Below are 23,421 nucleotides of genomic sequence, written 5' to 3'. Positions count from 1 at the left end.
GACGGAGATCCTTGCGAAAACAACGTCGTGCGAAGGAGATGATGTCGTGCGATGGACGCAAAGCCAATAGCATCGACGCGGCGTCGGTCAATAACGTCGGCCAAAGTTTCCTCGTCTGACGTTGCTCTTGACAGCTTCTGTCGCAACTCCACAGACTTCACCGGCAGTTGTCGGCGGCCCGTGTGCTCGCCGGCCTCCCCGCCGCTCCTCGGACAGGAGGGCACCATCCACCTCTTCGCCTCGCGGGCCGCGTCCGCGCTCCCCGCACGCTTACTCCCGCACCCGCCCACCCGGGGTCACCGATGACCGCAACGGCCGGTGGCCGGCTCGGCATCGCCGTCCTGACACCGGACCTGTTCATCACCGGCGCCTGGCCGGCCCTGGCCGAACGCCTGGCGGACCGCGGGTTGCACGTCTGCGCCTTCACCGTCGTCAACGCCACGAACGCCACCATGGCCGCCCTCTACGAAGGCAACGTCCTCAAGGCCGGCCGGGCCCGGATCGCGTCCACCCTCGGCCGCTCCCTGCCCCTGCTCGACATGAACGTCGCCGTGGCGGTCGCGGGGCCGCCCGGCCAGGACGTCCCGGCGATCCTCGACGAGGCCAAGGGGCCCAGCCCGCACGGGACACGGCAGCCCGACGCGCTGCGCGAGGCCGGCTCGATCTCCCACCGCTGCATGTCCCTGCTGCACACCGCGGACCCCGCGCTCGCCGGCCGGGACGCCGCACTGCTGTTCGGCCCGGACGTCATGGGCCGCCTGCACCCGGGCGACCGGCTGGACCCCCACGCGATCGGCGATCTGCGGGGGATGCGATGTCCCGGAGAGGAGCCGCACCCCTACGACATCGTGTGCCGCACCATCGTGCGGATCACCACCGTGCTCTCGCTCGACGCACTCCTCGCCGTCCCGGGTTCCGAGGACCTGATGGCGACCGTACGCCGCGGCGCGAAGGCGTTGGCCGTACGGCTGAACGACGTGAAGCCGCCGGACCTCCCGGACGCGGTCCGCTCGGGGCTGCGTCCGCTCGCCGCCCTGGTGCACTCGGCCCCGCCGACCATCGCCGCCCCGCTCACCGAGGCGGGTGTGGTGGGCGCCGAACTGGTGCGGGCGCTCGGCGTCCTGCTCGACCCCGCGCTCTGGTCCGAGCGGTCCGGTGAGCTGGTGGCCACGGCGCTCGCCCGCTCCGGGCTCTTCGTCTCGCCCTGGGAGCGGCACATGATCCTGGTCGCCCTCACCTTCCTGCCCCGGGCCTGCGCATGAGCGGCGCGGCCGGCGAAGTCGACCTGCGCGGCAAGCCGGGACCGTGGCCCAACGCCCTGGCCCGGCAGTTCACCCAGTGCCTCGCGGCAGCCGCGGCGGACGGCTCACCCGCCCAGGGCGTAGCGCACTCCGGGAACGTCGAGCTCCGCGAGCTGCTGGCGGACCGGGAGCGGGTACCGGTCGAGAAGCTGGTGATCACCGCGGGAATCCGGTCGGCGGTGCGGGGACTCGTCGCACCGCACTGCTGCACGCTGCTGGAGTCGCCCACCTTCTCCGGGGTGCCGATCTCCCTGCGCCAGCTGGGCCTCACCTTCCGCTCCGAGTCCTGGGACGCGCTGCCCGGCGCGGTCCACGACGGGTGCGCCGTCTGGGTCACCTCGCCGTACCGCTCCCCGCTGGGTGACTCCCTCTCCGATGCGCAGCTCCACCGGCTCACCACGGCCGCATCGGGTGTCACCGTCGTACAGAACCTGAGCTACGCCTGGATGGCCACCCCGGGGGCGAAGCTCGACGGCGTCGCCTACGTGTCCGGACTCCACAAGATCGCGGGGCCCGGCGCCCGCCTGGGATGGGCCGTCGCCGACGACGCTGCCGCCCGGCTGGCACCGGAGTTGCGCGGGGCCTCGCCGGTGGCGCTGTGGCAGGACGCCTGGCTGCGGTTCCTACGGGCCGGCGGGCTCCAGGAGCTCATCGACTGGCGCCGGGCCCTGGTCCGCCGCAACCGGCTCGCCTTCGTCGGAGCACTCGGCGGCTGCGCGAAGTACGCCGTCGACGGCGAAGGCCCCAACCTCGCCCTCGTCCACCCCGCCCTCGGGGAGGCGGGCATGGCGCACGTCACCGCGGAACTCGCCGACCGGGCGGTCTTCGTCTCTCCCGGGCGGGACTTCGACCTGCCCGGCGCAATCCGTGTGAACGTCGACAATCTCCCGGCCGCGGCGTGTGCCCGTGCCGCCGGAGAGATCGGGTCCGCCATCGTGCGGGCAGAAGGGAGACTTCTTTGAACCCCTCCTGGCAGGACGCTGCCGACGTCGGTCTGATGATGCTGCCGCCGCAGGCGGCCGCGGCCGCGGTGGAGCGCTGCGCCGACGACCTCGCCGCGCTGGCCGACCTCGTGGTCACCCAGAAGGTGGCCGGCGCCGCCCGGGTCCGGCTCCAGGAAGTCCCGCGCTCCACCGCGAGCGAGAAGTTCCTCGGCCTGGTCGACGGACTGCGGGAGCCGGCGGACCGCCGGATGGCGACCATCCCGGCGCTCCTGGAGGCCGTCGCGGCCGCCGCCGACGCCTCCGGCATCACCTGGTCGCCCATGAAGGGCTGCAGCATCCGGCAGAGCTACCCGGACCCGCGGTTGCGGGACGTGGGAGACATCGACATCTGGGTGCCCAGCGCCGAAGACGCCTGGACCCTGTCGGAAACCCTGCTCCCGATGGGCTACGTCTACGCCCCGTGGGAGCTGCCCTGGTTCAAGAAGTCCGCTTCGGGAGAGCTGTACGGCCAGGTCAGGGTGGTGCGCCTGGAACGGGACCGGGCCGCCGTCGACTTCCACATCGGACCGTACTCGGTACGCCACTGCGGGACGATGCCGCTGGGCCGGCACCGGGGCGGACGCCTCCTGGTCGAGGACGACATCGCGGCGATCTTCGGGAACGCGGCCGGCGACTGCATGCTGGACCTCAAATCCGTCAACGACCTGCACGTCCTGGTGCCGCTGGTGACCAACGTGGGACGGATCCACGCGCTCCTCGACCACGGAGGGCTGCTGCCGTTCCTGCGCGGCGCCCTCGACCGGATCCGCCGGCTCACCGGCCTGCCCGCGGGCCTGACGGAGTCGCTCGAACGCCTGGAGCCGGCGCCGGGCCCGCAGGAGGACGTCCAGGTCACCCCCGAGGGGGGCGACCGGCTGCGGATCGCGCAGACCGTCACCCACTCCGTGGACATCGCCCTGCGCGACCACCCCCATCAGGTCCGCGCGATCGTGGCCTCCGCCGCCGACGCCTACAGCTACGACCACCCGCTCACGGCGGTGCCCCGGCCGGCCTTCCGCCTGGGGCCGCTCGTGAGCTGGGAGTGCGTACGGCTGGTGCCCGTGGACGGGACGGTGCACCAACTGCCCGCGGGGGCCGGGACCGCCGACGTCGAACACCCGATCAGGCTGCTGTCGCTGAAGGAAGGGGACCTCGTCGCCGTCGGCGACCGCGTCTTCATCCCGACGGTCGACTTCCGCGTACCGCAGGACCTCGTGGCTGCCCTCCGCGACGCCGGCCTGTCCGTCTCCGTGCCCGCATGACCGGCGCCCGGGCCTGGTACGGCGAGCGGCTGGCGGACGCCTACGACCGGGCCAACCCGTCGACCCGCCACGGGCTGCTGCCCGCCGCGGCCTGGCTGACGGGCGGCGTCCCCGACGGGGGGACCCTGCTCGACGTCGGCTGCGGGACGGGACGGGACCTGCCGGTCCTCGCCCGCAAGGGAATCAGCGTGATCGGCGTCGACATCGCACTGCCGATGCTGCGGCTCGCCCGGCGGCACCACGACGCGCTGCTCTGCGCCGACCTGACGCGGCTGCCCGTACGGGACTCGGTGGCCGACGCGGTCTGGTGCGTCGCCGCCTGGGTCCACGTCCCGCACCGGGACCTGCCGGCCGCGGCGGCCGAGCTCTCCCGGGTGCTGCGCCCGGGCGGACACGCCGTCATCGGGGTGCAGCGCGGCTCCGGTGAGCGCGTCGAACTCGATCCGTACCTCGGGGAAGTGCCGAGGCTGATGGTCCGCTACGCGGAGGGTGAGGTCATCGCGGCGCTCGACGACGCGGGACTGCGGGCCTTGCCCTTCGCCACTGACGACGCCGAGCTGCGGGCCTGGGTGACCACGCTCGTGGTGAAGCCCCACGGCACCGCCTGAACGGATCACCGCGCACCGCACACACGGCACACGGCACACGGCACACGGCAACGGTCGCACGACATAAGGAAGTCGCATGCCCGGAACCTCATCGCCCCATCCGATACCGGAGTCCGGATCCGGCCCTATGGCGGGGTACCTGTCCCGTCGGAACCTGCTGCCCGCGCACTACCGCGCGCTCTATCTGACCGGCTCCCGGGCGCGCGGCTGGGACAACGAGTCCAGCGACGTCGATGTCGTCGTCGTCTCGCCCGAGCCGTTCGCCCCGCCCGCGGGTGCCGCCGAGGCGGTGGGACAGGGCAGCCTGCGGATCAGCCATGCCAAGGTGTCGGTCGAGGGCCGGGCCCACGACATCGAGTACTGGACCGTGGACCAGGTCCGCGAGCTGCTGCGGAAGGCTTCCTGGCAGGTCTACGAACCGGGGCAGGGCCAGGAACGGCAGTTCATGCTCTATGAGATCAACTTCCTCGACCGGCTCGGCCACGCCCTGGCCCTGGACGGCGGGCCGACGGTGCGCGAGTGGCAGGAGACCGTGCGGTCCTCCGCCTTCCGGGCCATGCGCGCCGCCTTCTGGCTGCACGACGCCCGCAACTACCACGCCGACAGCGAGGGACAGCTCGGGTCCGGCGACGTCCACAGCGCCGCCCTGTCCGCCAGGCTCGCCGTCGAGTGCGCCGTCGACGCGCTGCTGGCCCGGCACGGCCAGCTGAGCCCGAACGGGAAGTGGCGCGCCCGCCGGTTCAAGGAGGCCTCCCCCACCGCGCTCACCTTCGACGCGTACTGGCGGCTGCAGACGATGCAGGGCTTCGACCCCGCGCGGCCGACCGCATGGATATCCACCGCCCTGGACGAGGTCGCTCCCGTCCTCAAAGAAGTCGACGCCTGGCTGAGCACCGAGCACGAGCGCCACCACGGCACCGGCTGCGGCGCCGACAGCCGGGCGGCCACCGTTTCACACCGCGAAAGGGACCGGTGAGGTCAGCCATGGCAGAGGAATCGGCCGCCCGTCCCGGCCGCTGTTCGGTCACCCAGGAGCACCGCCTGCTGTTCAACCGCCGGATGAACGACGGCCGCACCCAACCGGTGTGCGCGGCCTACGTCATCGAGGGTGGCGTCGAGGTCGCGAGGCTGCGGGCGGCCCTGGAGACGCTCGCCCGCCGGCACGACGCCCTGCGGATGTACTTCCCGGTCTGTGACGACCCGGTGGCCATGGCGGTGCGCCCCGAGGGAGAGGCGTCCTGGCCGGTCGAGGAGGTCTCACTGCTCGACGTGGCGGACGAGAAGGAGCGGGACAGCCGCGCCCAGGCCCTCCTGGAGGCCCACTGCGACCGGCCGTTCGACCTCGCGTCGGGGCCGCTCGTGGCCGCGCTCCTGGTCCAGGTCTCGGCTCGGCGGCACATCCTGGCCCTGACCCTCGAACACCTCGTCTGCGACGGCATCAGCCAGTCCCTGCTGTTCGAGGAGCTGAGCGGGCTGATGGCCGAAGAAGGCCCGCTCGTCCCGGCCGAACGGGGCAGCTCCGCGGCGAGTTACGCGGAGTACGGCGAGAGGCAGCGGCAGGCACTGGGCCCGGACTCGCAATCCGTACGGTTCTGGGACGAGCAGTTCCACCGCAACGGCGTCTATCCGCCCACGCTGCGCCCGAGCGGGCGGCTCGCCCCCGCACCGTTGGCGACGGGGCCCTCCGCCCATGTCGAGGTCGAGCTGCCCGGCGAGTTCACCGCCCGCCTCAAGGAGATCACCGCGGCCACCCGGACCACCCCCTTCATGGTCTATCTGTCGCTCCTCGCCTTCGGGCTCCGCGACGGCCTGCTGGACGACCGGCTCGGCGTCGTCTTCATGGAGTCCGGCCGGCGCGGCCGCGATGCCCGGCGGCTGATCGGCAACCTGGCGTTCGAGCTGTGCGCCTGGACCCCGCTCGACCCCGAGGACGGGATCCGTGACGTGCTGGCCCGGGTGCGCGACTCGGTGGCCACATCGGTCGCCCATGCCATGCCGCTGTGGTGGGCGACCCGCCGCTACTCATCGCGGGAGGGGGCCCGTGAGACCTTCGACCCGTCGCGGCTGGACGAGCGGTTCGCCACGCCGTGGATGTACTTTTCCGTCTCCGATCCCCGCGCGAACCCGCTCAGGCTGCCCGGCGCGCAGGTCCAGCCGTATCCGGCGCGGGTCGAGATCCCGTACATGAGGACCCCCCTGCTGATGGCGACGGCGGTGGCCGAAGCCGACTCGACGAGGCTGTCGTTCGACTTCGCGGAGGGCGGGTACGACCCTTCGGCGCTGGACGCCGTGCTGGCGGCGGCCGCGCGCGCGGCGGCAGAGCTGGCGGTCCCGCCAGCACCGCCGTCATCGCCGCCGCCGTCAACTGCGTCGTCGCCGTCGGACCGATGATCGTCGTCACGTACGCCGCCGGCGGCTCCGCCTCGCCGACCGAGGCGGCACGGGCCTGTGCCCCGTTCGGCGGTGCGGTGTTCGTCCTCGGGCCATCGGGTCCGCTCGACGAGCGGACCCGTACCGTACTGGAATCCGTGGGCCGGGTCGTCGTGGCCGATGACCCGGCCGACGTGGTCCGGTCACTCGCCGGGACCGCGACCGCGATCGACGGCGTGGTGGCCTTCGCGGACGCGACCGTCGAGGTCGCCGCCGGGCTCGCCGAGGCCCTCGGCCTGCCGTACCACAGCCCGCGTACGGCGGCCCGCCTGCGGGACAAGCTCGCCCAGCGGCGGCGGCTGAACGAGGCGGGCGTCGGCTTCGTGCCGGTCGTCTGGTCCGGCACCGGTGCCGGGCTGACGCCCTTCGACCGCGGCGCGTATCCCGTGGTGGTGAAGCCGCGCCGTGGTGCGGGCAGCGAAGAGTGCGTGATCATCGAAGGCCCGGAGGACCACCGCGCCACGGCCGCCCTGCTCGACCCGGCGCGGGAGTACCTCGCCGAGGGCTACATCCCCGACGGTGCGCCCCCTGACGAGCACCTGGCGAACTTCCTCTCCGTCGAGAGCGCCGTGCGCGGCGGGGACGTCGTCCACCTCGGGATCAGCGGCCGGCTGCCGCTGGCGCCACCGGTCCGCGAGAGCGGCACGGTCTTCCCGGCCCCGCTCTCCCCGGAAACGGCCGGACGGGTCACGGCGCTGGCCGACCGCGCGATCCGGGCCCTCGGCATCACCTGCGGAGTCGTCCACACCGAGATCAAGCTGGCGCCGCGGGGGCCGCAGATCATCGAGGTCAACGGTCGGCTCGGCGGCTACCTCAGCGAGCTGATGAAGCTGGTCGGGCATGCCGACCCGGTCGGCCTGGCCGCGCAACTCGCCGCCGGGGGCCCGCTGCCGCAACCACGGAGCGCCCGGGGCGCCGCCCTGGTCGTGCTCCGGCAGCCGCCCATGGAAGCGCGCACCGTGCTCCGGGTGCCCACGTCCCGTGATCTCGTGTCCTTGCCCGGAGTGGTCCGCGCGAAGCAGTGGGCGCGGGCCGGTGCCCCGCTGGACTGGCGCGTCGGCACCGCGGGGATGGTGCTCCAGGTGTGGATGCACGGAACCGACTGGGCCGGGCTGCGCCGTGACTACCTGCGGGTGACGGACTTCCTCGACCGGAACCTCCGCTACGCGTACGTGAACGACACCGACGAGCAAGCGACACCGACGAGCAGTGGACGAGCAGTACCAGTGAAGGGACCAGGAGATGAGCGGCGGGCCGGACCGGTACGTTTCGGCGATGTGTGAGATCTGGGGGGACGCGCTCGACACCCCCGTCGGTCCCGACGACGACTTCTTCACCCTCGGGGGCGACTCCCTTCTGGCCGTGGAGATCGAGGAGCAGGTCGAGCAGCGGCTGGGGCTCGAAATCGACTTCCGCGACTTCTTCAACGCGCCCACCCCGCGTGAGCTCCTACGGGCGGCCCGGGCCCGCTCCACGGACGGGAGCGGGGCCGGGGCCGGACCGGGGCAGCCCTGATGGACCGGCTTCCCGAGCTGCTGCACGCGCGGGCCGCCGCTCACCCGGACAGCGCCGCGCTCCGCCAGGGCGGACGGTCTCTGACCAGCCGTGAACTCCTCGCCGAGGTCGTGGACCGGGCCGCCGGGCTGTCCCGTCTCGGGTACCCTCCGGCCACACCCGTCGCGGTGGGCGTCGGCCGTGACATCGACTCCGTACTGACGGTCATGGCGCTGCTGGAGGCGGGCTACGTCTATGTACCGGTCGACGCCGGCTGGCCGGCGGCACGGCGGGAGTTCGTACTCGCCGATGTGGGGGCGGCGGCGGTCGTCGACCCGGGGACCGGGCGGGTGACCGAGCTGCCCGGCACCCGCGGGCCCGGTCTGTCCCCGTCGACCGCCTACGTCCTGTACACCTCCGGATCCACCGGCCGGCCGAAGGGCGTCGCGGTCAGCCACGACAACGTGCTCTCCCTGCTGCGGGCCGCGACCGCGCCGTTCCGGTTCGAGGCCTCGGACGTGTGGACCGTCTTCCACTCCCTGTGCTTCGACTTCTCGGTCTGGGAGCTCTGGGCGCCGCTGTACACCGGGGCCTGCGCCGTCCTGGTGGACCGCCGGGACACCCGCAGCCCGGCCGGACTCCGCGACCTCGTCCTGCGCGAACGGGTGAGCGTGCTGAATCTGGTGCCCTCGGTCTTCCACCGTTTCATGGATGCCTGCGCCGCCCGGCAGTGGCCCCGACTGCCGTTGCGCCAGGTCGTGCTGGGCGGCGAGGCGATCGACCGGCAGCAGTGCCTGCGGTGGATCCGGCACCAGCCGCAGGTGCCGCTGGTCAACATGTACGGCATCACCGAGGCGACCGTGCACACGACGTACAAGCGGCTGACCGAGGGCGACCTGACCGGTCACGGCCCGGGCACCCCCATCGGCCGCCCCCTCGACACGTGGGCCGTCCGTCTCGTCGACGGGGCGGGAGCCGCCGTCGCTCCCGGCGCGGTCGGGGAGATCGCGATCTCGGGGGCCGGGGTGGCGCTGGGGTACGTGGCCAACCCCGAGGAGAACCGGCGCCGGTTCGTCGAGCTGGACGTCGACGGGAGTCGCGCCCGCTTCTTCCGCACCGGCGATCTGGCCCGCGCGGAGGGGCCGGAGCTGTTCTACGCCGGTCGCGCGGACGCCCAGCTGAAGGTGAACGGGCACCGCATCGAATCGGGAGAGATCGAGACCGCGCTGCGCGAACACCCCGGGGTGCGCGCCTGTGCGGCACTGGACACCGTCGGCCCGAACGGCGTCCCGCAGCTGGCCGCGCTCGTCGTCGCCGACGGGCGCGCCGTGACTCCGGCCGAGCTGCGCACCCATCTGCTCGACCGCGTGCCCACCTACATGATCCCGGGCATCTTCGTCTTCGTCGACGCGCTGCCGATCAGCGAGAACGGCAAGCTCGACCGCACGGCCTGCAGACATGTCCTCGACGGGGCACGGTGACGCTCATGCGCCGACCTGACGGCATCCTTGGGGAGCGAGATCAGATGTACGAGGCGGCAGACCGCGAAGGCCGGGCGCACCGCATCGCCGTGGTGGGGGGCGGGCCTCGCGGGATGGCGGTACTGGAGCGTCTTGCTGCTCGACTGGCCGACGGCCCGTCCCCCGAAGGCCCGGTGGAGATCCATCTGATCGACGCCCGCACGCTCGCGGGTGGCCGCGTCTGGCGCGCCGACCAGCCGGACTGGTTCCTGATGAACACCGCGGCGGGCGAGATCACCATGTTCTCCGGTCCACCGGACGGGGGTCCCACCAGGCCCGGCGCCGGCCCGTCGTTCGCCCAGTGGTGGACCGGCGCGGACCCCTCGTCCGCGTCGCCCGAGGGCTATGCGCCGCGGGCGCTGTACGGCCGCTACCTGGAGCACGTACTGCACTCGGTGGAGCGGTCGCTCCCCTCGGGCGCCCGCCTCCACCGCGTCCTCGACTCCGTCGATGACATGGAGCGGACCGCGGCGGGGTACGCGCTCTCGCTGGCGCGCGGCGGCACCCTGACCGTCGACAAGGTCGTGCTGGCCACCGGCCACACGCTGCCCGCGCTGGGAGAAGCCGAACAGCGACTCTCCGACTTCGCCCGGGAGAGACCGCACCTCCGGTACATCCGCGGTGATTCGGCTGCCGACATGCCGCTGGACTCCGTCCCGGCCACCGCGGTGGTGGGGATCATCGGGCTCGGTCTGTCCTTCATCGACGTCGTGTTCGCGCTGACGGTCGGCCGGGGCGGGGAGTTCGCCGAAACGGGTGCGGGTGACGGGAGGGTGGTGTATCGGCCCGGCGGACGGGAACCGGTGCTGGTGGCCGGTTCCCGCAGTGGGATGCCGGTGCTCTCACGCGGCTTCGACCAACGGCCGGCGGGCGCGGTCCGCAAGCCGGTGCTGTTCACCGAGGCGAGGGTGCTGTCGGGGGCGGACCGGGAATCCCTCGACTTCCGCCGTGACGTCTTCCCCCTGCTGGCCGCGGAGATGGACCTGGCCCACCACGCCACCTCGCTCCGCCTGCGTCGCGGCCCCGCGGCGGAGGCCGGGTTCCTGCGCGAGCTGACCGCCGTCGCCGAGCACGGCGACCCGGACGTCTGCGGGCTGGCGGCGCGGCACGGGATCGGTGAACACGAGCACTTCGACTTCCGGGCGTCGCTGCGCCCCTTCGCGGGCCAGGACTTCCCCGATCAGGAGGCTTTCCAGAAGGAGTTGACGCAGCAGCTGCGGACGGACATCTCGCGTACCGAGCGGGGGAACCATGAAGACCCGTTCAAGGCCGCGGTCCAGGTCATCCGCGACACGCGCTCCGTGATCCGCTCGCTGGTGGACTACGGCGGGCTGCAGGCCCGCTCCCACGAGCACGACCTGATCCGCTGGTTCTCTCCGGCCAGCGTCTTCCTGGCGGCCGGCCCGCCACTGCACCGGGCACGGTGCATCCTGGCGCTCATCGAAAGCGGCGTGCTGCGGGTGGTCGGCCCCGGGGCTGGCTTCGCCGCGGACCCGGCCTGCGACCGGTTCGTCATGGAATCCCCGCAGGTCGGGAACTCACGTACCGAGGTCGACGTACTGATCGACGGCCGCGTCCCGATCCCGGACGTCGCCACCGACACCTCACCCCTCACCCGACGGCTGCTCGCGCGGGGCATCTGGACGGAGTTCGTCAACCGACGCGGCCCCGAACCCTTCCACTCCGGAGGCGTCGCGATCACGGAGGTGCCGTTCCACCCGATCAACCTGGACGGAGTCCCTGACACCGGTCTCTACGTCATCGGTATTCCCACGGAGCACACCCGGTGGGGCACTCAGGTCGGAAACGGCACGCCCGGTCCGTGGAACAAGTTCATCCGGCACGCCGACGCCATCGCGGAACACGCCCTGACGCGCCGCGCGCGGTGAGGTGCCTCTTCGGATCCGGTCCGGCGGCGGGCCGCGCCATTACGCTGCCGGTCACCCGGACCCCACCTGCCGGATAATCTGGTGAACCGACCCCGGCTGGCCTATATCCTGCCTCGTCCCGTACCGGCCGCGGAGGTCCTTCAGCATGAGCAGCAGCACACCGTCCTTCCCCGCCCAGATCGAGCTGACCGGGGAGGGTCTGGTTCTGCGCGCGTGGGCGGAGTCGGACCTGGGCGCGATGCCCGCGCTGTTCGACCACCCTGACATCGCGTATTGGACGCCGATCGTCTCGCCGTTCGACGACGAGGCCGCCCGCACCCGGCTGGAGCGGTCCCGGCAGCTTCACGCGGAGGGTACTGCCCTCCTGCTCGCCATCACGGTCGACGGCGGCGCGCCGCTCGGTGAGGTGATGCTGAAGCGCGCTCCGGAGGGTACGGAACTCGGCTACGCGGTCGGCCCCGCCCACCGGGGCCAGGGGCTGGCCGCCCGCGCGGTCCGGGTGATGGCGGCGTACGCATTCGATCAACTGGGCGTGGACCAGGTGATCCTGGAACTGGAGGCGGAGAACGCCTCCAGCGTCGCCGTGGCCACCGGCACCGGATTCCGCCTCCTCGACGTGCCGTTGATCAAAGGCGAGGAAAAGGGCAGGCCCTACGTGCTCCAGACCTGGGGCTTCGACCGCCCCTGACTCCGGACTCCCCGCACTGACCGGGACGCTGTCGTTTCAGCGGCGGTCCTCGGCTGGACATGGTGCCGGAGGCGGCCGCGGCGCGGGGTGAGGGCGTGACCCGCGCACGGCGCACGCTGGCAAGGTCCGCCCAACTCGCCCTGGATTAAAGGTCCTTCTGCTGTCCGGGCGGCTGATGTTGAGTAACCTGCGAGGGTTTGCCGAAGCAGGGGGGACCACGATGAAGGCACTCGGCGCTGCCGATCCACGGCAGGTCGGGCCGTACACGCTCTTCGGCCGGCTTGGCGCCGGCGGGATGGGGGCGGTGTACCTGGGGCGGTCGGCCGGGGGCCGTACCGTCGCGGTGAAGGTGGTGCGCCCGGACCTGGCGGAGGACTCCGCGTTCCGGGACCGGTTCCGGCGCGAGGTGGCGGCGGCCCGCCTGGTGTCCGGGGCCTTCACCGCGCCCGTCGTGGATGCCGACCCGGACGGTGAACTCCCCTGGATGGCAACGGCGTTCGTCCCGGGCATCTCACTGCATCAGGCGGTCAGCACCCGGGGGCCACTGCCCGAGGGCGCGCTGCGGACCTTGACGGCCGGTCTCGCCGAGGCGCTGGCCGGGGTGCACGCCGCGGGCGTCGTCCACCGTGACATGAAGCCGGGCAACGTGCTGCTCGCGCTGGACGGGCCGCACCTCATCGACTTCGGCATCTCGCGCGCGATCGAGGGGACGGCCTTGACGCACACCGGGGCGGTCATCGGCTCGGCGCCCTACATGTCGCCGGAACAGGCGCTCGGGCAGCCGGTCACCGCGGCCGGTGACGTGTTCTCGCTCGGCTCGACACTCGCGTACGCCGCGACCGGTTCCGACCTGTTCGGCGAGGGCGCGGGGGCGGCGGTGATGTTCCGCGTCGTCCACACCGAGCCGAGCCTGGACGCGGTGCCTCCGGGCCTTCGCCCGCTGGTCGCTGCGTGTCTGGCCAAGGACCCCGGCGCACGGCCGACTCCGCGCCAGATCCTGGAGGCAATCGAGCGGGAGGGCCGCCCCGTGCCGTCCGGCGGCTGGCTGCCCGACCCGGTCGCGGCCGACGTCATCGCGGTACGGGCCGTCCTGACCGCGCTGCCCCAGGTAGCCCCGACCAAGCTGGCGGAGGCCCTACCCGAAGGGCCGGGGCCCAGCCGCCGCAGACTGATTCTCGGCGTGACCGGCGGGCTGCTCGCGGTGGCCGGGACCGGCACCATGATCGCGCTCCGCAGAGACACGTCGGATCCGTCCGGGTCCTCCGGCGGTGCGGCCCCCAAGTCCAGCGGATCGCCCCGCCCTTCGGGTGACGACGTACCCGAAGGGCGGCTCGCCTGGAAGGTGAAAACGGACGCGACCTGCCCGCAGGTGCTGTCCGGGCATGGTGTGGTGGCGTGCGTCTCGCTCGAGCGGATCTGGGGAATCGACGACCAGGGCAAGACCAAGTGGACCGTCGAGGGCAAGGACCACGGGATCACCATGGCGATCCCCGCAGGCCCGAACACCATCGCGGCGATGGAGGGCGGGCGGCTGGTGGTGGGCGGGACGAAGTATCCGAACTCCGCCTTGCTCTCGGTGGACATGGCGACCGGCGGGGACGCGTGGACCACCACCCTGGACCAGAACTCCTCCGGTGTACTGCGCTGTTACGGCGCCGCGGGAGGCAAGGCGTACCTGCTGGCCACGGGCGACGGAAAGAGCACTGACCCGGTTGCCACGGGGTTCACCACCTGGGCGGTCGACCTCGCCTCGCGCAAAACGGCCTGGGCGCATCCCGAGAGTGCGATGTTCCTCTTCGGCAGTCCTACGCAGAGCGGCGACCGCGTGCTGATCGGGGACCTGAACCGCCGGCAGGCACTCGACGGCCAAGGCGTCGTCAGCTGGTCGCAGGACGTGCAGTCGCTCGCGGTCGCCACCGCGGGCAAGTACTTCGTCGTCATCGACGCCGCGGCCACCCTGTCCGCCCTCGACCCCGCGACGGGCCGCACGGCGTGGACGGCGGCGGGTGTCGCCGGGCCGGCCGCCCGGGGCGACGGTGTCGCGGTCAGCCAGGACGGCAGCGTCCTCTATGCCCTGTGGCAGGACAAGGACGGCGGGTATTCCCTGGGCGCCCTGGACACCACGACCGGCCGGACGCGGTGGAAGGCTCCGGTTCCCGCCGACACCAAGCCCTCCGGTGCCCGGCTCCTGTGCGCCGACGGGAACGTGTACCGGTTGAGCGGGGACTCCATCCTGTGGGCCTACGACGCCGCGAGCGGCAAGCCCCGCTGGAAGTACACGGGCATGAAGGGCACCGACGCCATGAAGCTGGCCTGGGCGGCGGGTGACGGAAGGATCTGTGTCTACGACACCTCCGTCGCGACGGTCGCCACTCTGCACGCGAACGGAGCCTGAACATGGAGATGTTGAACCCCTCGGACCCCCAGCACATAGGGCCGTACACACTGTTGGGACGGCTCGGAGAGGGCGCCATGGGGGCGGTCTTCCTCGGACGTTCGGCCGGGCGCACGGTCGCGGTGAAGCTGATCAGTCCCGGGCTGGCCCACGACGACGGGTTCCGCGCCCGGTTCCGCGCGGAGGTGGCGGCGGCGCGGGCGGTGCCCGGAGCCTTCACCGCGCCCGTGGTCGACGCGGACCCGGACGCCGAAGTGCCGTGGATGGCAACGGCGTTCGTGCCCGGCATCTCGCTGCATCAGGCGGTGATGCTCGCCGGACCACTCCCGGAACCCGCGGTACGGGCCCTGGCGGCCGGGATCGCCGGGGCGCTCGTGGACGTACACGCGGCCGGCCTCACCCACCGCGACCTCAAGCCCGGCAACGTCCTGCTCGCCCTGGACGGGCCGCACGTCATCGACTTCGGCATCGCCCGCGCGGCCGATGCCACCGCGCTGACGGCCGCGCGCCTGGTGCCCGGCACGCCGCCGTACATGTCGCCGGAGCAGGCGATGGGGCACGAGGTCACCCCGGCGAGCGATGTGTTCTCGCTCGGGTCGACCCTGGCGTTCGCCGCACGGGGCTCAGATCTCTTCGGGACGGGCGAAGTGACGGCGGTCCTGCGGCGCGTGGTGCACGACGAACCGGACCTGTCGGCCCTGTCGGACCGGCTGCGGCTGATGGTCGCGGCCTGCCTCTCCAAAAACCCGGCCGACCGGCCGTCCCCGCGCGACGTGGTGGCCTTCGTCGAACAGGACGCGCGGCCGATGGCCGGTGCCTGGCTGCCGCCGGTGCTGATCGCCGCGATCGAGCAGGCCGCCGCGGTGATGGCGCCCTCACAGTCATTCGGGCCGGGAGCCGCCCCGGCGGTCGCGCCGACGCCTCCGCCGCCCCCGCCGTTCGCCCCGCCGGCCCCGCTCCCCCGGCCCTCCCGTCGCAAGCTGCTGCTCGGCCTGGCCGGCGGGACGCTGGCCGTGGCGGGCGGCGGCACGGGCCTCGCGCTGGCCCTGTGGGGCGGCTCGTCGGGCAAGGGGGACGGCAAGGGCGGCGGGAAGCCCTCACCGTCCGCCTCCCTCACCGACCCGGCGCGCTCCCTCGCGAACGGCGTCGTCGCACGCCCGCTGTGGACCGCGGAGATCGGCGATCGACTGGTCCAGCTCGCGGGGGCGGGCCACACCGTCGTCGCCGTCACCGGCACGTACATCCGGGCCTACGACCGGTCGGGGCGAGCCCTGTGGGAACCGCTGGCGAACCAGTCCGACAACAACGGATACCGCGTGGGTGGCATGGGGGGCGACTCGCTCGCCGTCGACGGCTCCATGGCGTACGCCGTGTCCTACGCGAAGGAGCCCCTGCCGACCCGCGTCCTGAGGGCCGTCGACCTGGCCACCGGCACGGTCGCCTGGACCGTCGGCAGGACCGGCGCCTCGGTGATGACGGCGTGGGTGCCCGGCATGCTCGACGGCGTCGTCTACGTCGCCGGGATGACGATGGGCGGCGGCGGCATCGGCGGCCAGTCCGCCTTCGTCTGGGCGGTGGATCCCAAGACCCGGCAGATCCGCTGGCAACAGGATTTCGCCAACCCCGGCATGTCCCAGACCATGCTGAAGGTGCCGTCGTCGGGTTCTCGTCTGCTGTACATGGACTCGGCGCCCGACCGCAGCTCGGCCACCCTGACCGGCCTCGACATCACCGCCGGGGGAAAGCCCGCGTGGGAGCAGCCCTCGCCGGGGCCCCAGACCGCGCTCAGCTCGCTGGAGGCCCTGGACGTCAACTGGCACGACGGGCCGCACTGTTCGGCGGGCGGGAACTTCCTCATCCTGTCCGGTCCCCTCTACGCCGTGGACCCTGCGAACGGGCAGGTGGCGTGGCAAGCGGCCGTCCAGCTGCCGCTCCGCGCCTTCGCGGCGGCGCCGGACGGCTCGCTGGTGTACGGGGCCGCCCTCGATTACCCGGGCCATGGCCTCGTGTACGCCTTCGACGCCAAGTCCGGCACGGTGCGCTGGGCGGGCCAGGTGCCGGTGGCGTCGCCCGGAACCGTCGCGATCCAATGCGCGGACGGCCAGGTGTACGTATGGATCAACGGGAAGGTGTGGGCACTTGACGCGGCCACCGGGGCGGGCCGGTGGTCCTTCGAGTTCGCCGTGGGGAGCCCGACGGACGTGTCCCGGCCGGTCGCGTTCTGGGCCGGTGGCGGCCAGGTCTACGGCGCGGGGCCCAAGGGGCTCGTGGCCCTGAGCGCCAGCGGCAAGTAGCGCGTGGTGAGGGAAGGGCCTGCCCGGGCGGCTCAGTGGCGGGGGCCCGTGAGCCGGGTCCGGTGACATCACACGAACCGTCGGCGCGTGCGTGCTGTCCGCCGCTCAGGAGGTCGGACATCCGCCCGGGGCGGCGGGCGGGACCGGGGAGCGGGCTCGGAGGCGGTCGGAGAGGGTGTCTCCGAGGGCGGTGTCAGTGAGAGTGGTGTGGTCGATGCCCAGTTGGGTGGCCAGGTCGCGGGTGTGAAGGCGAGGGGCGGCCTCCAGGAGTTGGGCGTAGGTCTCGGTGGCACCGCGGATGCGGTATCCGGCGATCGTGCCGAGAGTGGCGGCGAGCGGGGCGGCGGGCCACCACCAAGCCGTGAGCGGGGTGTACAGGAGGGCCCATCCGCCCAGGGTGGCGGCGCGGGTGAGTGCCTGCTCGGCTGCCGTGATCTCTGACCGGACGCTCTTGGGCAGGATGAGCCAGAGGTGCGGCCACAGGACGGGCAGGTCGAGGTGGTGGTCGCGTTCGAGGCGGATGGCGACGGCGTGGACGCGGTCGCCGCTCCAGGTGGGCCGGTCCGGTTCTTCGGCGGCGATCCGCCGCATCGCGTCGTGTGCGATCCGGCGTGCGGCGGGGTCGGCCCGCTGTCCGTCGCGGGCCAGGGAGCGGGCGTCGGCGTCCAGTTGCTCGCGGTAGGTGTGTGCCGCGCGGGTCCAGCGAGCGCGGCGGTGCTCGGCACGGCGGTTGGCGTACTGGCGCAACGGGCCGGGCCAGGTGTGCCGGTCGGCGGCGAACACGATGCGCTGGACGAGCGCTCCGAGGCCCTGGGCCGCGAGGCCGGCGACGGCCGAGGCGGCGAGGACCGCGCCGAGCAGGACGACCTGGCCACCGACCGTGGTCACGGCGGGCCCCCGGGCGGCTCGCGTGATCCAGTCGGTGAGACGCTGCCCGTCCAGGGCGTGGGCCTGGCCGAGGATCCGCGCGGTGGCAGCGGTCGCCAGGAAGAGTGCGCCCGGCAGGGCCAGCAGCGTCAGCCACCGCTCGGCGAGTTTCTGCCCGAGGGCGCCGAGGAATCCGCCCACCTCTAGAGCCGCTCACTACGCAGGGGCTGCCCGCTGATCCGGCACCGCGGTGTTTCGGGTCCTTCCGGCCATGCGTGGCGCGCGCACTGCCCCGTAGGGCAGAGCAGCACCCGCTCGGCGGCCCTGGCCGGGCCGACCCCTCGCGGGTTCACGCCGCGGTCCCGGCCGCGGATGCCCGATGCGTCGCCCAGGGCGAGCAGGGCCTCGTGGAGGGAGTCCAGCGAGGCCGCGGGGTCCTGTCCTTCGCGCAGGGCCGACAGCAGGTGCTCCAGGGGGGCCGCGCCCTGGGCGCCGTACGTCTCCAGGGTCGTCCGGATGTAGTCCACCTGCGCGCATACGTGTGCGACTTCTTCGCGTGCCCGTATGCCCCGGTCGTCGTGCCGAGTGGTCATCCGTACCCCCGTTCCTCCGCGAGCCCTCGGCGTTTCGTGCTCGAATCTCTTGACCTGGCCGAGCAACTCGTCTTGTGTCGTGCAGAATTGACGATACGACAGACGGGGGCAGGTCATGGGGGAACGCGAGGAGCTCATCGCGGCCATCAGGGCCCGCGTCGATCGGGTGAACATTTCGGGGAGCCCGTCCGCGGTGCTCACGGAGTCCGCGCGAGCGGACGCGTTGCGCCTGGCCGGGTACGGGCCCGAGGACCCTGCCGATCTCGACGGCACGCGCGCCCTGGGCTGGCTGTTCTACCACCGGTCTCGTGGTCTCCCGCTCGCCGCGGCGGCGCGGGAGCTGGAGGTGGCGATCACGTGCTTCATGCCCTGCTTCCTCATGGGTGAGGGCGATCTGCCGCGGCCGTTGCTCGCCGTCCTGGCCCAACGGGTGCTGCCGCAGGCGTTGGGCCTGCTGACCAGCCGGTCGGAAGCGGCCACCGATGCCGCCGGTCTCACCTTCGCCGTCGGGTTGTGGCAGCGCATCGCGGACGGTCTCCCGGACCAGGACCCCGACGCCGCGATGGGTCTGATCGGTCTCAGCCTCGCGCTGAACGCCCGCTTCAAGCTCACCCGGCAGGTCACCGACGCGCGGCGGGCGGTCGAGGCCGGTCGGGCCGCCGTACGGGCGGCTCCCTCCGGCCACCCCCATCATGTGATGGGCCTGCTCACCGTCGCCGAGGCGTTGCTGGCGCTGTCCGGTCACACCGAGGATCCGGGCCAGCTGGACGAGGCGGTGGACGCGGGCCGCGTGGCCCTGCGGTCCTTGTCCGATGATGACCCGACACGGGCGAGTGTGCTGAACAATCTCGCCCTGGCGCTCAAGGACAGGTTCCAACGCGGTGGGCCGACGGCGGACATGGAGGAGGCGATCGATGTCGGCCGGGCCGCCGTACGGGCCTACCGCCACGACGATCCCGAGCGCGCCGCCGGGTTGTCGAACCTTGGACTCGCCCTGCAGCAGAGGGCGGAGCGCACCGGGAGCCCGGAGGATCTCGACGAGGCGGTGGAGCTGGGCCGGGCCGCCCTCCGCGCCGCCCCCGGCAGCGCTCCCGTACTGACCGGTTTGAGCCATGCCTTGAAGCGGCGGTCCGAACGCACCGGAAGCCGCGGCGATCTCGGGGAGGCGGTGGAACTGGCGCGTGCCTCGGTGCGGGCCACGGACGCCGACGACGCCCTCAGGCCGGTTCGTCTCGCCGGCCTCGGAAACGCGCTGCGCCTGCGGTTCGAATACACCGGGCATCTCGCGGATCTGGACGAGGCGGTGGAAACGGGCCGCACCGCGGTGCGGTCCACGGCGCGCGACTTCCCCGAGCAAGCGAACAACCTGTCCGGGCTCAGCACGACACTGCGCATTCGGTTCAGGCACACCGGTGAGCTGGCGGACGCGGATGAGGCGGTCGAGACGGGGCGCGCCGCCATCGCCGCCATCGCGCGGGACCACCCCGACCGGGCGGGCCTGCTGTCCGGGCTCTCCCTCGTGCTGCGGATGCGTTTCGAGCGGACCGGGGCCATCCGGGACCTGGACGAGGCGGTGGAACACGGCCGCGCCGCCGTGGCGGTGACCCCGTACGACCACCCGGACCGCGTCCGTCACCTGTCCGCCCTCGGCAATGCCCTGCTGATTCGCGTCAACCGTCTGGGCGAGGCGGCGGACGCGGACGAGACGGTGGACGTGGCCCGGACCGTGGTGGGCGCCATGCCGTCGGACCATGCCGACCACGCGAGCCGCCTGGACGCCCTGGGCCTCGCCCTGCGACTGCGGTACGAACGTACCGGGGACCACCGGGACCTGGACGAGGCCGTGGAAACGGGCCGCGCCGCGACACGGACCATCCTCGACGGCCATCCCGACCAGGTCGCGTGTCTGTCCAACCTGGGCGGTTCCCTGGAGGCCCGCTTCCGCAGTACGGGCAGTCCCGCGGACCGAGCGGAAGCCCTCGCGGTATGGGAGCGTGCCGTCGACCTGAAGTCGGCGCCACCCTCCTTGAGGATCCGCGCCGCACAAGCGGCGGGACAGCTGTCGGCGGCCTCCGATCCCCACCGCGCTGCCCGGTTCCTCGAACGGGCGGTCCAGATGCTGCCCGAGGTGGCGCCGCGGCGTTCGCGGCGCGGTGACCGGCAGCACGCCCTCGGCCGTCACGCTGCCGGACTCGCCGCCGAAGCGACCGCCCTCGCCCTGGCGGACCCCGAGGGCACCGCGCGGGAACGAGCCGTCCGCGCACTGGGGCTGGCGGAGGCCGCGCGCGCCGTGCTCCTGTCCCAGGCTCTGGACACCCGCAGCGACCTCACCGACCTGTACGACCGTCACCCGCAACTGGCCGGGCATTTCGCCGAACTCCGGGACCTGCTGGACCGTGACACCGCGGCCGAGGCCGGCGGCGCTCCCGACGACGGGGCTGCCGACGACGGGGCTGCCGGCCGCCACCGCCTCACCGCGGAGTTCGAGGAACTGACCCAGCACATCCGTACCTGCGAGGGGTTCGCCGACTTCGGTCTGCCTCCTGCTCTCGACGCTCTCCTCGCCGAAGCGGCCGAGGGGCCCGTGGTCACGTACAACATCAGCAACCACCGCAGCGACGCGCTGCTGTTCACCCGCCACGGCGTCATCTCCTGCCCGCTCCCGGGCCTCACCGAAGACACCGTCGCCGCCCGCATCAACACCTTCTACCGGGCCTTGGCGGAGGCGACCGCGCCCGACGGCCGTCGCATCGCGGCCCAGAGGACCGTGACCGGGATCCTCGAATGGCTCTGGGAATCGGTCGTGGAGCCGGTCCTCGAAGCCCTCGCGGCCCTGGGCGAGGCCGTTCCGCCAAGCCAGGACGGCCAGCCGCTACCGCGAGTGTGGTGGGCTCCCGGTGGACTCCTCGGACTACTGCCCCTGCACGCAGCCGGATTTCACACAGAGCCCGAACGGGGTGCGCACCGCCGTACCACCTTGGACCGGGTGGTCTCCTCCTACACCCCCACCATCCGCGCCCTGCGCCACGCCCGCCGTGATCAGCGACAACGACAGCGACAGCCCGCCGAAGGGTCCCGGTCGCTGATCGTCGCCATGCCGACCACTCCCGGATACGCCCCGCTCCCCCACGTTCCGGAAGAAGTCCGCCGCATCAGGGACTTGCTCCAGAACCCGGTCCAACTCACCGAACCCGAACCCGACTCCGACTTCGACTCCGCGCCCGACAGCCCTCCGCCCGTCGCGGGCGTCGCCACCCCGACCAAGGAAGCCGTCCTCGCACTGCTCCCCGACTGCGCCACCGTCCACTTCGCCTGCCATGGAGTCGGCGACCGGGTCGACCCGTCACGCAACAGGCTGCTCCTGCACGATCACGCCACGGCAGCGCTCACCGTCTCCGCTCTCGCCCACGTCGACCTCGACCGCGCCCAGCTGGCCTATCTCTCCGCGTGCGGTACGGCGAACCCCGGCGGCTCGGGTCTGCGGGACGAGGCCATCCACCTCACCAGCGCCTTCCAGCTCGCCGGGTTCCCCCATGTCATCGGCACCCTTTGGCCCATCGACGACAGTCTCGCCATCGATGTCGCCGAGTCCTTCTACACCCGCCTGAGCGGTGACCAGCGGGGCACACTCACCCCCGCCAACGCCGCCATCAGCCTGCACGACACGGTGCGAAACCTTCGCGACCGCTACCCGGCCACTCCCTCACTCTGGGCTGCCTATCTGCACGCCGGCGCATGAGCCACGGCCCTTCAGGCGCCGCCGACGCGCTGTGCGTTCCGGCCCGCGAAGACGGGGCCGGTGAGGTAGCCGTTCGACACCCCGGCAAGGCGTCGCCGACAGACGCGCTCCCGGCAGAGCCAGAACGCCAGGCGCTCCCGGGCCCGGAGCGTGTCCGGGTGCCGGGAGCCCAGGCTCCGGGGCAGGCAGTCGAGCTGCCGCTGGCGCCGCCGCCCCGGCGGGAAGACCTCTGCTACGTTCCGGCGCAGTTGGTGAACGTCGCCCTGGTCCGGGCGCTGTAGATGCTCGCGCCGCCGTTGACGTCGTACTTGAGGGGCACGGTGATGGTGTCGTCGGCGGTCCACGGGAAGCCCTGTGCGTCGAACGTCCAGGTTCCGGTGGCCTTGGTGGCCAGCTCCGACAGCGTGACCCACCCGTACTGGCGCGGGGGCACACTCACGGTCAGCTTGTTGCCCATTTCCTGCTTGAGGTCCACCGTGGTCTGGCCGCTGACCTCGGCGGAGACGGTGAGCGTGAGCTTGGCGACACCGATGGTGCCCTCGGCGGCCAGGCTTCCCCCCAGTTTGACGCCGATGCTGTTGCTCCACCCCGTGCTGGTGTTCAGCGTGAACTCCCACGGAATCGTGGTCGAGGTGTCGTTGAACCAGATCGGAGAGACGCACGTCTCCGGCAGCGTGAACGGAGGTGTCTGACTGGTCGTGGACCACACGCAGGTCGCGGTGTCCTTGTTGCAGCGGCCGGCCGCGTAGTCCACGGCGGCGTTCCAGGCCGTCTGGTAGACCGCGGCGGGCAGCGTCCACTGCTGGTACGGCGTGTTGTCGCAGCGGTAGGTGTACACCCAGTTGTCAGTGCTGGGAGGGATCTGGACGGTCAGGCAGGAGTTGTCGCCGACCTGGCGGATCCTGAACGCCTTCTGTGCCGATCCGGCGATCGGCTGGAAGTACCACTGCTCGGACGCGCGCCCGTCACAGGGCTGTTGCCGCAGTTGGTAGCGGGCGGTGGTCAGGTCCATGCACTTGCCGGTCGTGTTGTTGACGATGGCGAACCCCGAGCCGAGGCTGGTGCCGGTGTTGATGCGCCACGTCGTGGCGGACCCCGGCGCCGGGTTGACGGAGATGGGCGCGCTGTCGTCGTAGCTGCCGTCCTGGACGTCCAGCAGTTTTCCGTTGCTGACGTTGGTGAATGTCAACTGGATCAGTGCGGTTGCTGCCTCGCTGCCCTCGGGCGCCGCGACAGCGGGGGACGCCATGATCCCCACGGCCGCGCACAGCGCCGCCACGAGGACGGTTGCCCTCGCCCATGCGGCTCGTCTGCGTTTCGTTGCTTCTCTTACCACCAGCGTGATCCTTTCCTGGTAC

Annotated in this window: 17 protein-coding genes; 14 read left to right on the top strand and 3 right to left on the bottom strand. The window is 72.5% G+C overall.

Annotation, left to right across the window (positions count from 1 at the left end; all coding sequences use genetic code 11):
* The first annotated feature begins 302 nt into the window (after window positions 1-302).
* From OHS33_RS35850 to OHS33_RS35790, 13 genes are all read left to right on the top strand, one after another.
* Entirely contained in the window at window positions 303-1,262 is a 960-nt protein-coding gene (locus tag OHS33_RS35850) for a hypothetical protein (protein WP_330334610.1), read from the top strand.
* On the top strand, window positions 1,259-2,263 hold the full coding sequence (locus tag OHS33_RS35845; RefSeq protein WP_330334609.1) for an aminotransferase class I/II-fold pyridoxal phosphate-dependent enzyme: 1,005 nt from the start codon (window positions 1,259-1,261) through the stop codon (window positions 2,261-2,263). The genes OHS33_RS35850 and OHS33_RS35845 overlap by 4 nt, the downstream gene beginning before the upstream one ends.
* A complete protein-coding gene (locus OHS33_RS35840; RefSeq protein WP_330334608.1) occupies window positions 2,260-3,546 on the top strand; it encodes a nucleotidyltransferase family protein in 1,287 nt (428 codons plus the stop codon). The genes OHS33_RS35845 and OHS33_RS35840 overlap by 4 nt, the downstream gene beginning before the upstream one ends.
* Window positions 3,543-4,154 carry a class I SAM-dependent methyltransferase gene (locus tag OHS33_RS35835; RefSeq protein ID WP_330334607.1) on the top strand — a complete coding sequence of 204 codons (612 nt, stop codon included), beginning with the start codon at window positions 3,543-3,545 and terminating at the stop codon, window positions 4,152-4,154. Before OHS33_RS35840 ends, OHS33_RS35835 begins: the two co-directional genes overlap by 4 nt.
* 127 nt (window positions 4,155-4,281) lie before the next feature.
* Window positions 4,282-5,130 carry a nucleotidyltransferase domain-containing protein gene (locus tag OHS33_RS35830; RefSeq protein ID WP_330334606.1) on the top strand — a complete coding sequence of 283 codons (849 nt, stop codon included), beginning with the start codon at window positions 4,282-4,284 and terminating at the stop codon, window positions 5,128-5,130.
* Window positions 5,131-5,138: 8 nt separating this feature from the next.
* Entirely contained in the window at window positions 5,139-6,545 is a 1,407-nt protein-coding gene (locus OHS33_RS35825; RefSeq protein ID WP_330334605.1) for a condensation domain-containing protein, read from the top strand.
* Window positions 6,542-7,867: an ATP-grasp domain-containing protein gene (locus tag OHS33_RS35820; protein ID WP_330334604.1), complete on the top strand. Its 1,326-nt coding sequence runs from the start codon at window positions 6,542-6,544 to the stop codon at window positions 7,865-7,867. The genes OHS33_RS35825 and OHS33_RS35820 overlap by 4 nt, the downstream gene beginning before the upstream one ends.
* On the top strand, window positions 7,860-8,099 hold the full coding sequence (locus OHS33_RS35815; RefSeq protein ID WP_330334603.1) for an acyl carrier protein: 240 nt from the start codon (window positions 7,860-7,862) through the stop codon (window positions 8,097-8,099). The genes OHS33_RS35820 and OHS33_RS35815 overlap by 8 nt, the downstream gene beginning before the upstream one ends.
* Complete coding sequence (locus OHS33_RS35810) at window positions 8,099-9,559, top strand: amino acid adenylation domain-containing protein (RefSeq protein WP_330334602.1); 1,461 nt, start codon at window positions 8,099-8,101, stop codon at window positions 9,557-9,559. The genes OHS33_RS35815 and OHS33_RS35810 overlap by 1 nt, the downstream gene beginning before the upstream one ends.
* Window positions 9,560-9,603: 44 nt before the next feature.
* Window positions 9,604-11,487 carry an FAD/NAD(P)-binding protein gene (locus OHS33_RS35805; protein WP_330334601.1) on the top strand — a complete coding sequence of 628 codons (1,884 nt, stop codon included), beginning with the start codon at window positions 9,604-9,606 and terminating at the stop codon, window positions 11,485-11,487.
* 145 nt (window positions 11,488-11,632) lie between these two features.
* On the top strand, window positions 11,633-12,175 hold the full coding sequence (locus tag OHS33_RS35800; RefSeq protein ID WP_330334600.1) for a GNAT family N-acetyltransferase: 543 nt from the start codon (window positions 11,633-11,635) through the stop codon (window positions 12,173-12,175).
* A 220-nt stretch (window positions 12,176-12,395) separates the two neighbouring features.
* Window positions 12,396-14,570 (top strand): protein kinase domain-containing protein, encoded by a 2,175-nt coding sequence (locus tag OHS33_RS35795; protein WP_330334599.1) that lies wholly within the window; start codon window positions 12,396-12,398, stop codon window positions 14,568-14,570.
* 2 nt (window positions 14,571-14,572) lie between these two features.
* A complete protein-coding gene (locus OHS33_RS35790) occupies window positions 14,573-16,864 on the top strand; it encodes a protein kinase domain-containing protein (RefSeq protein WP_330334598.1) in 2,292 nt (763 codons plus the stop codon).
* Between the two features lie 105 nt (window positions 16,865-16,969).
* On the opposite strand, the gene OHS33_RS35785 is transcribed toward OHS33_RS35790, so the two are convergent.
* Together OHS33_RS35785 and OHS33_RS35780 are read right to left on the bottom strand one after the other, a co-directional pair.
* Window positions 16,970-17,932 (bottom strand): hypothetical protein, encoded by a 963-nt coding sequence (locus tag OHS33_RS35785; protein ID WP_330334597.1) that lies wholly within the window; start codon window positions 17,930-17,932, stop codon window positions 16,970-16,972.
* 2 nt (window positions 17,933-17,934) lie between these two features.
* On the bottom strand, window positions 17,935-18,324 hold the full coding sequence (locus OHS33_RS35780; protein WP_330334596.1) for a hypothetical protein: 390 nt from the start codon (window positions 18,322-18,324) through the stop codon (window positions 17,935-17,937).
* Window positions 18,325-18,439: 115 nt separating this feature from the next.
* On the opposite strand from OHS33_RS35780, the gene OHS33_RS35775 reads away from it, so the two are divergent.
* The gene (locus OHS33_RS35775; RefSeq protein WP_330334595.1) at window positions 18,440-22,063 is read left to right on the top strand and encodes a CHAT domain-containing protein; all 3,624 of its coding nucleotides are present in this window, start codon (window positions 18,440-18,442) and stop codon (window positions 22,061-22,063) included.
* 232 nt (window positions 22,064-22,295) lie between these two features.
* Here OHS33_RS35775 and OHS33_RS35770 read toward each other — a convergent pair whose 3' ends face one another.
* Entirely contained in the window at window positions 22,296-23,312 is a 1,017-nt protein-coding gene (locus OHS33_RS35770) for a ricin-type beta-trefoil lectin domain protein (protein ID WP_330334594.1), read from the bottom strand.
* Window positions 23,313-23,421 lie beyond the last annotated feature (109 nt).

Source organism: Streptomyces sp. NBC_00536 (assembly GCF_036346295.1).
In the GTDB taxonomy this organism is placed as follows: Bacteria; Actinomycetota; Actinomycetes; order Streptomycetales; family Streptomycetaceae; genus Streptomyces.
Note: the sequence above shows the minus strand (reverse complement) of the source record. Positions and strands in the feature narration are given on the sequence as shown.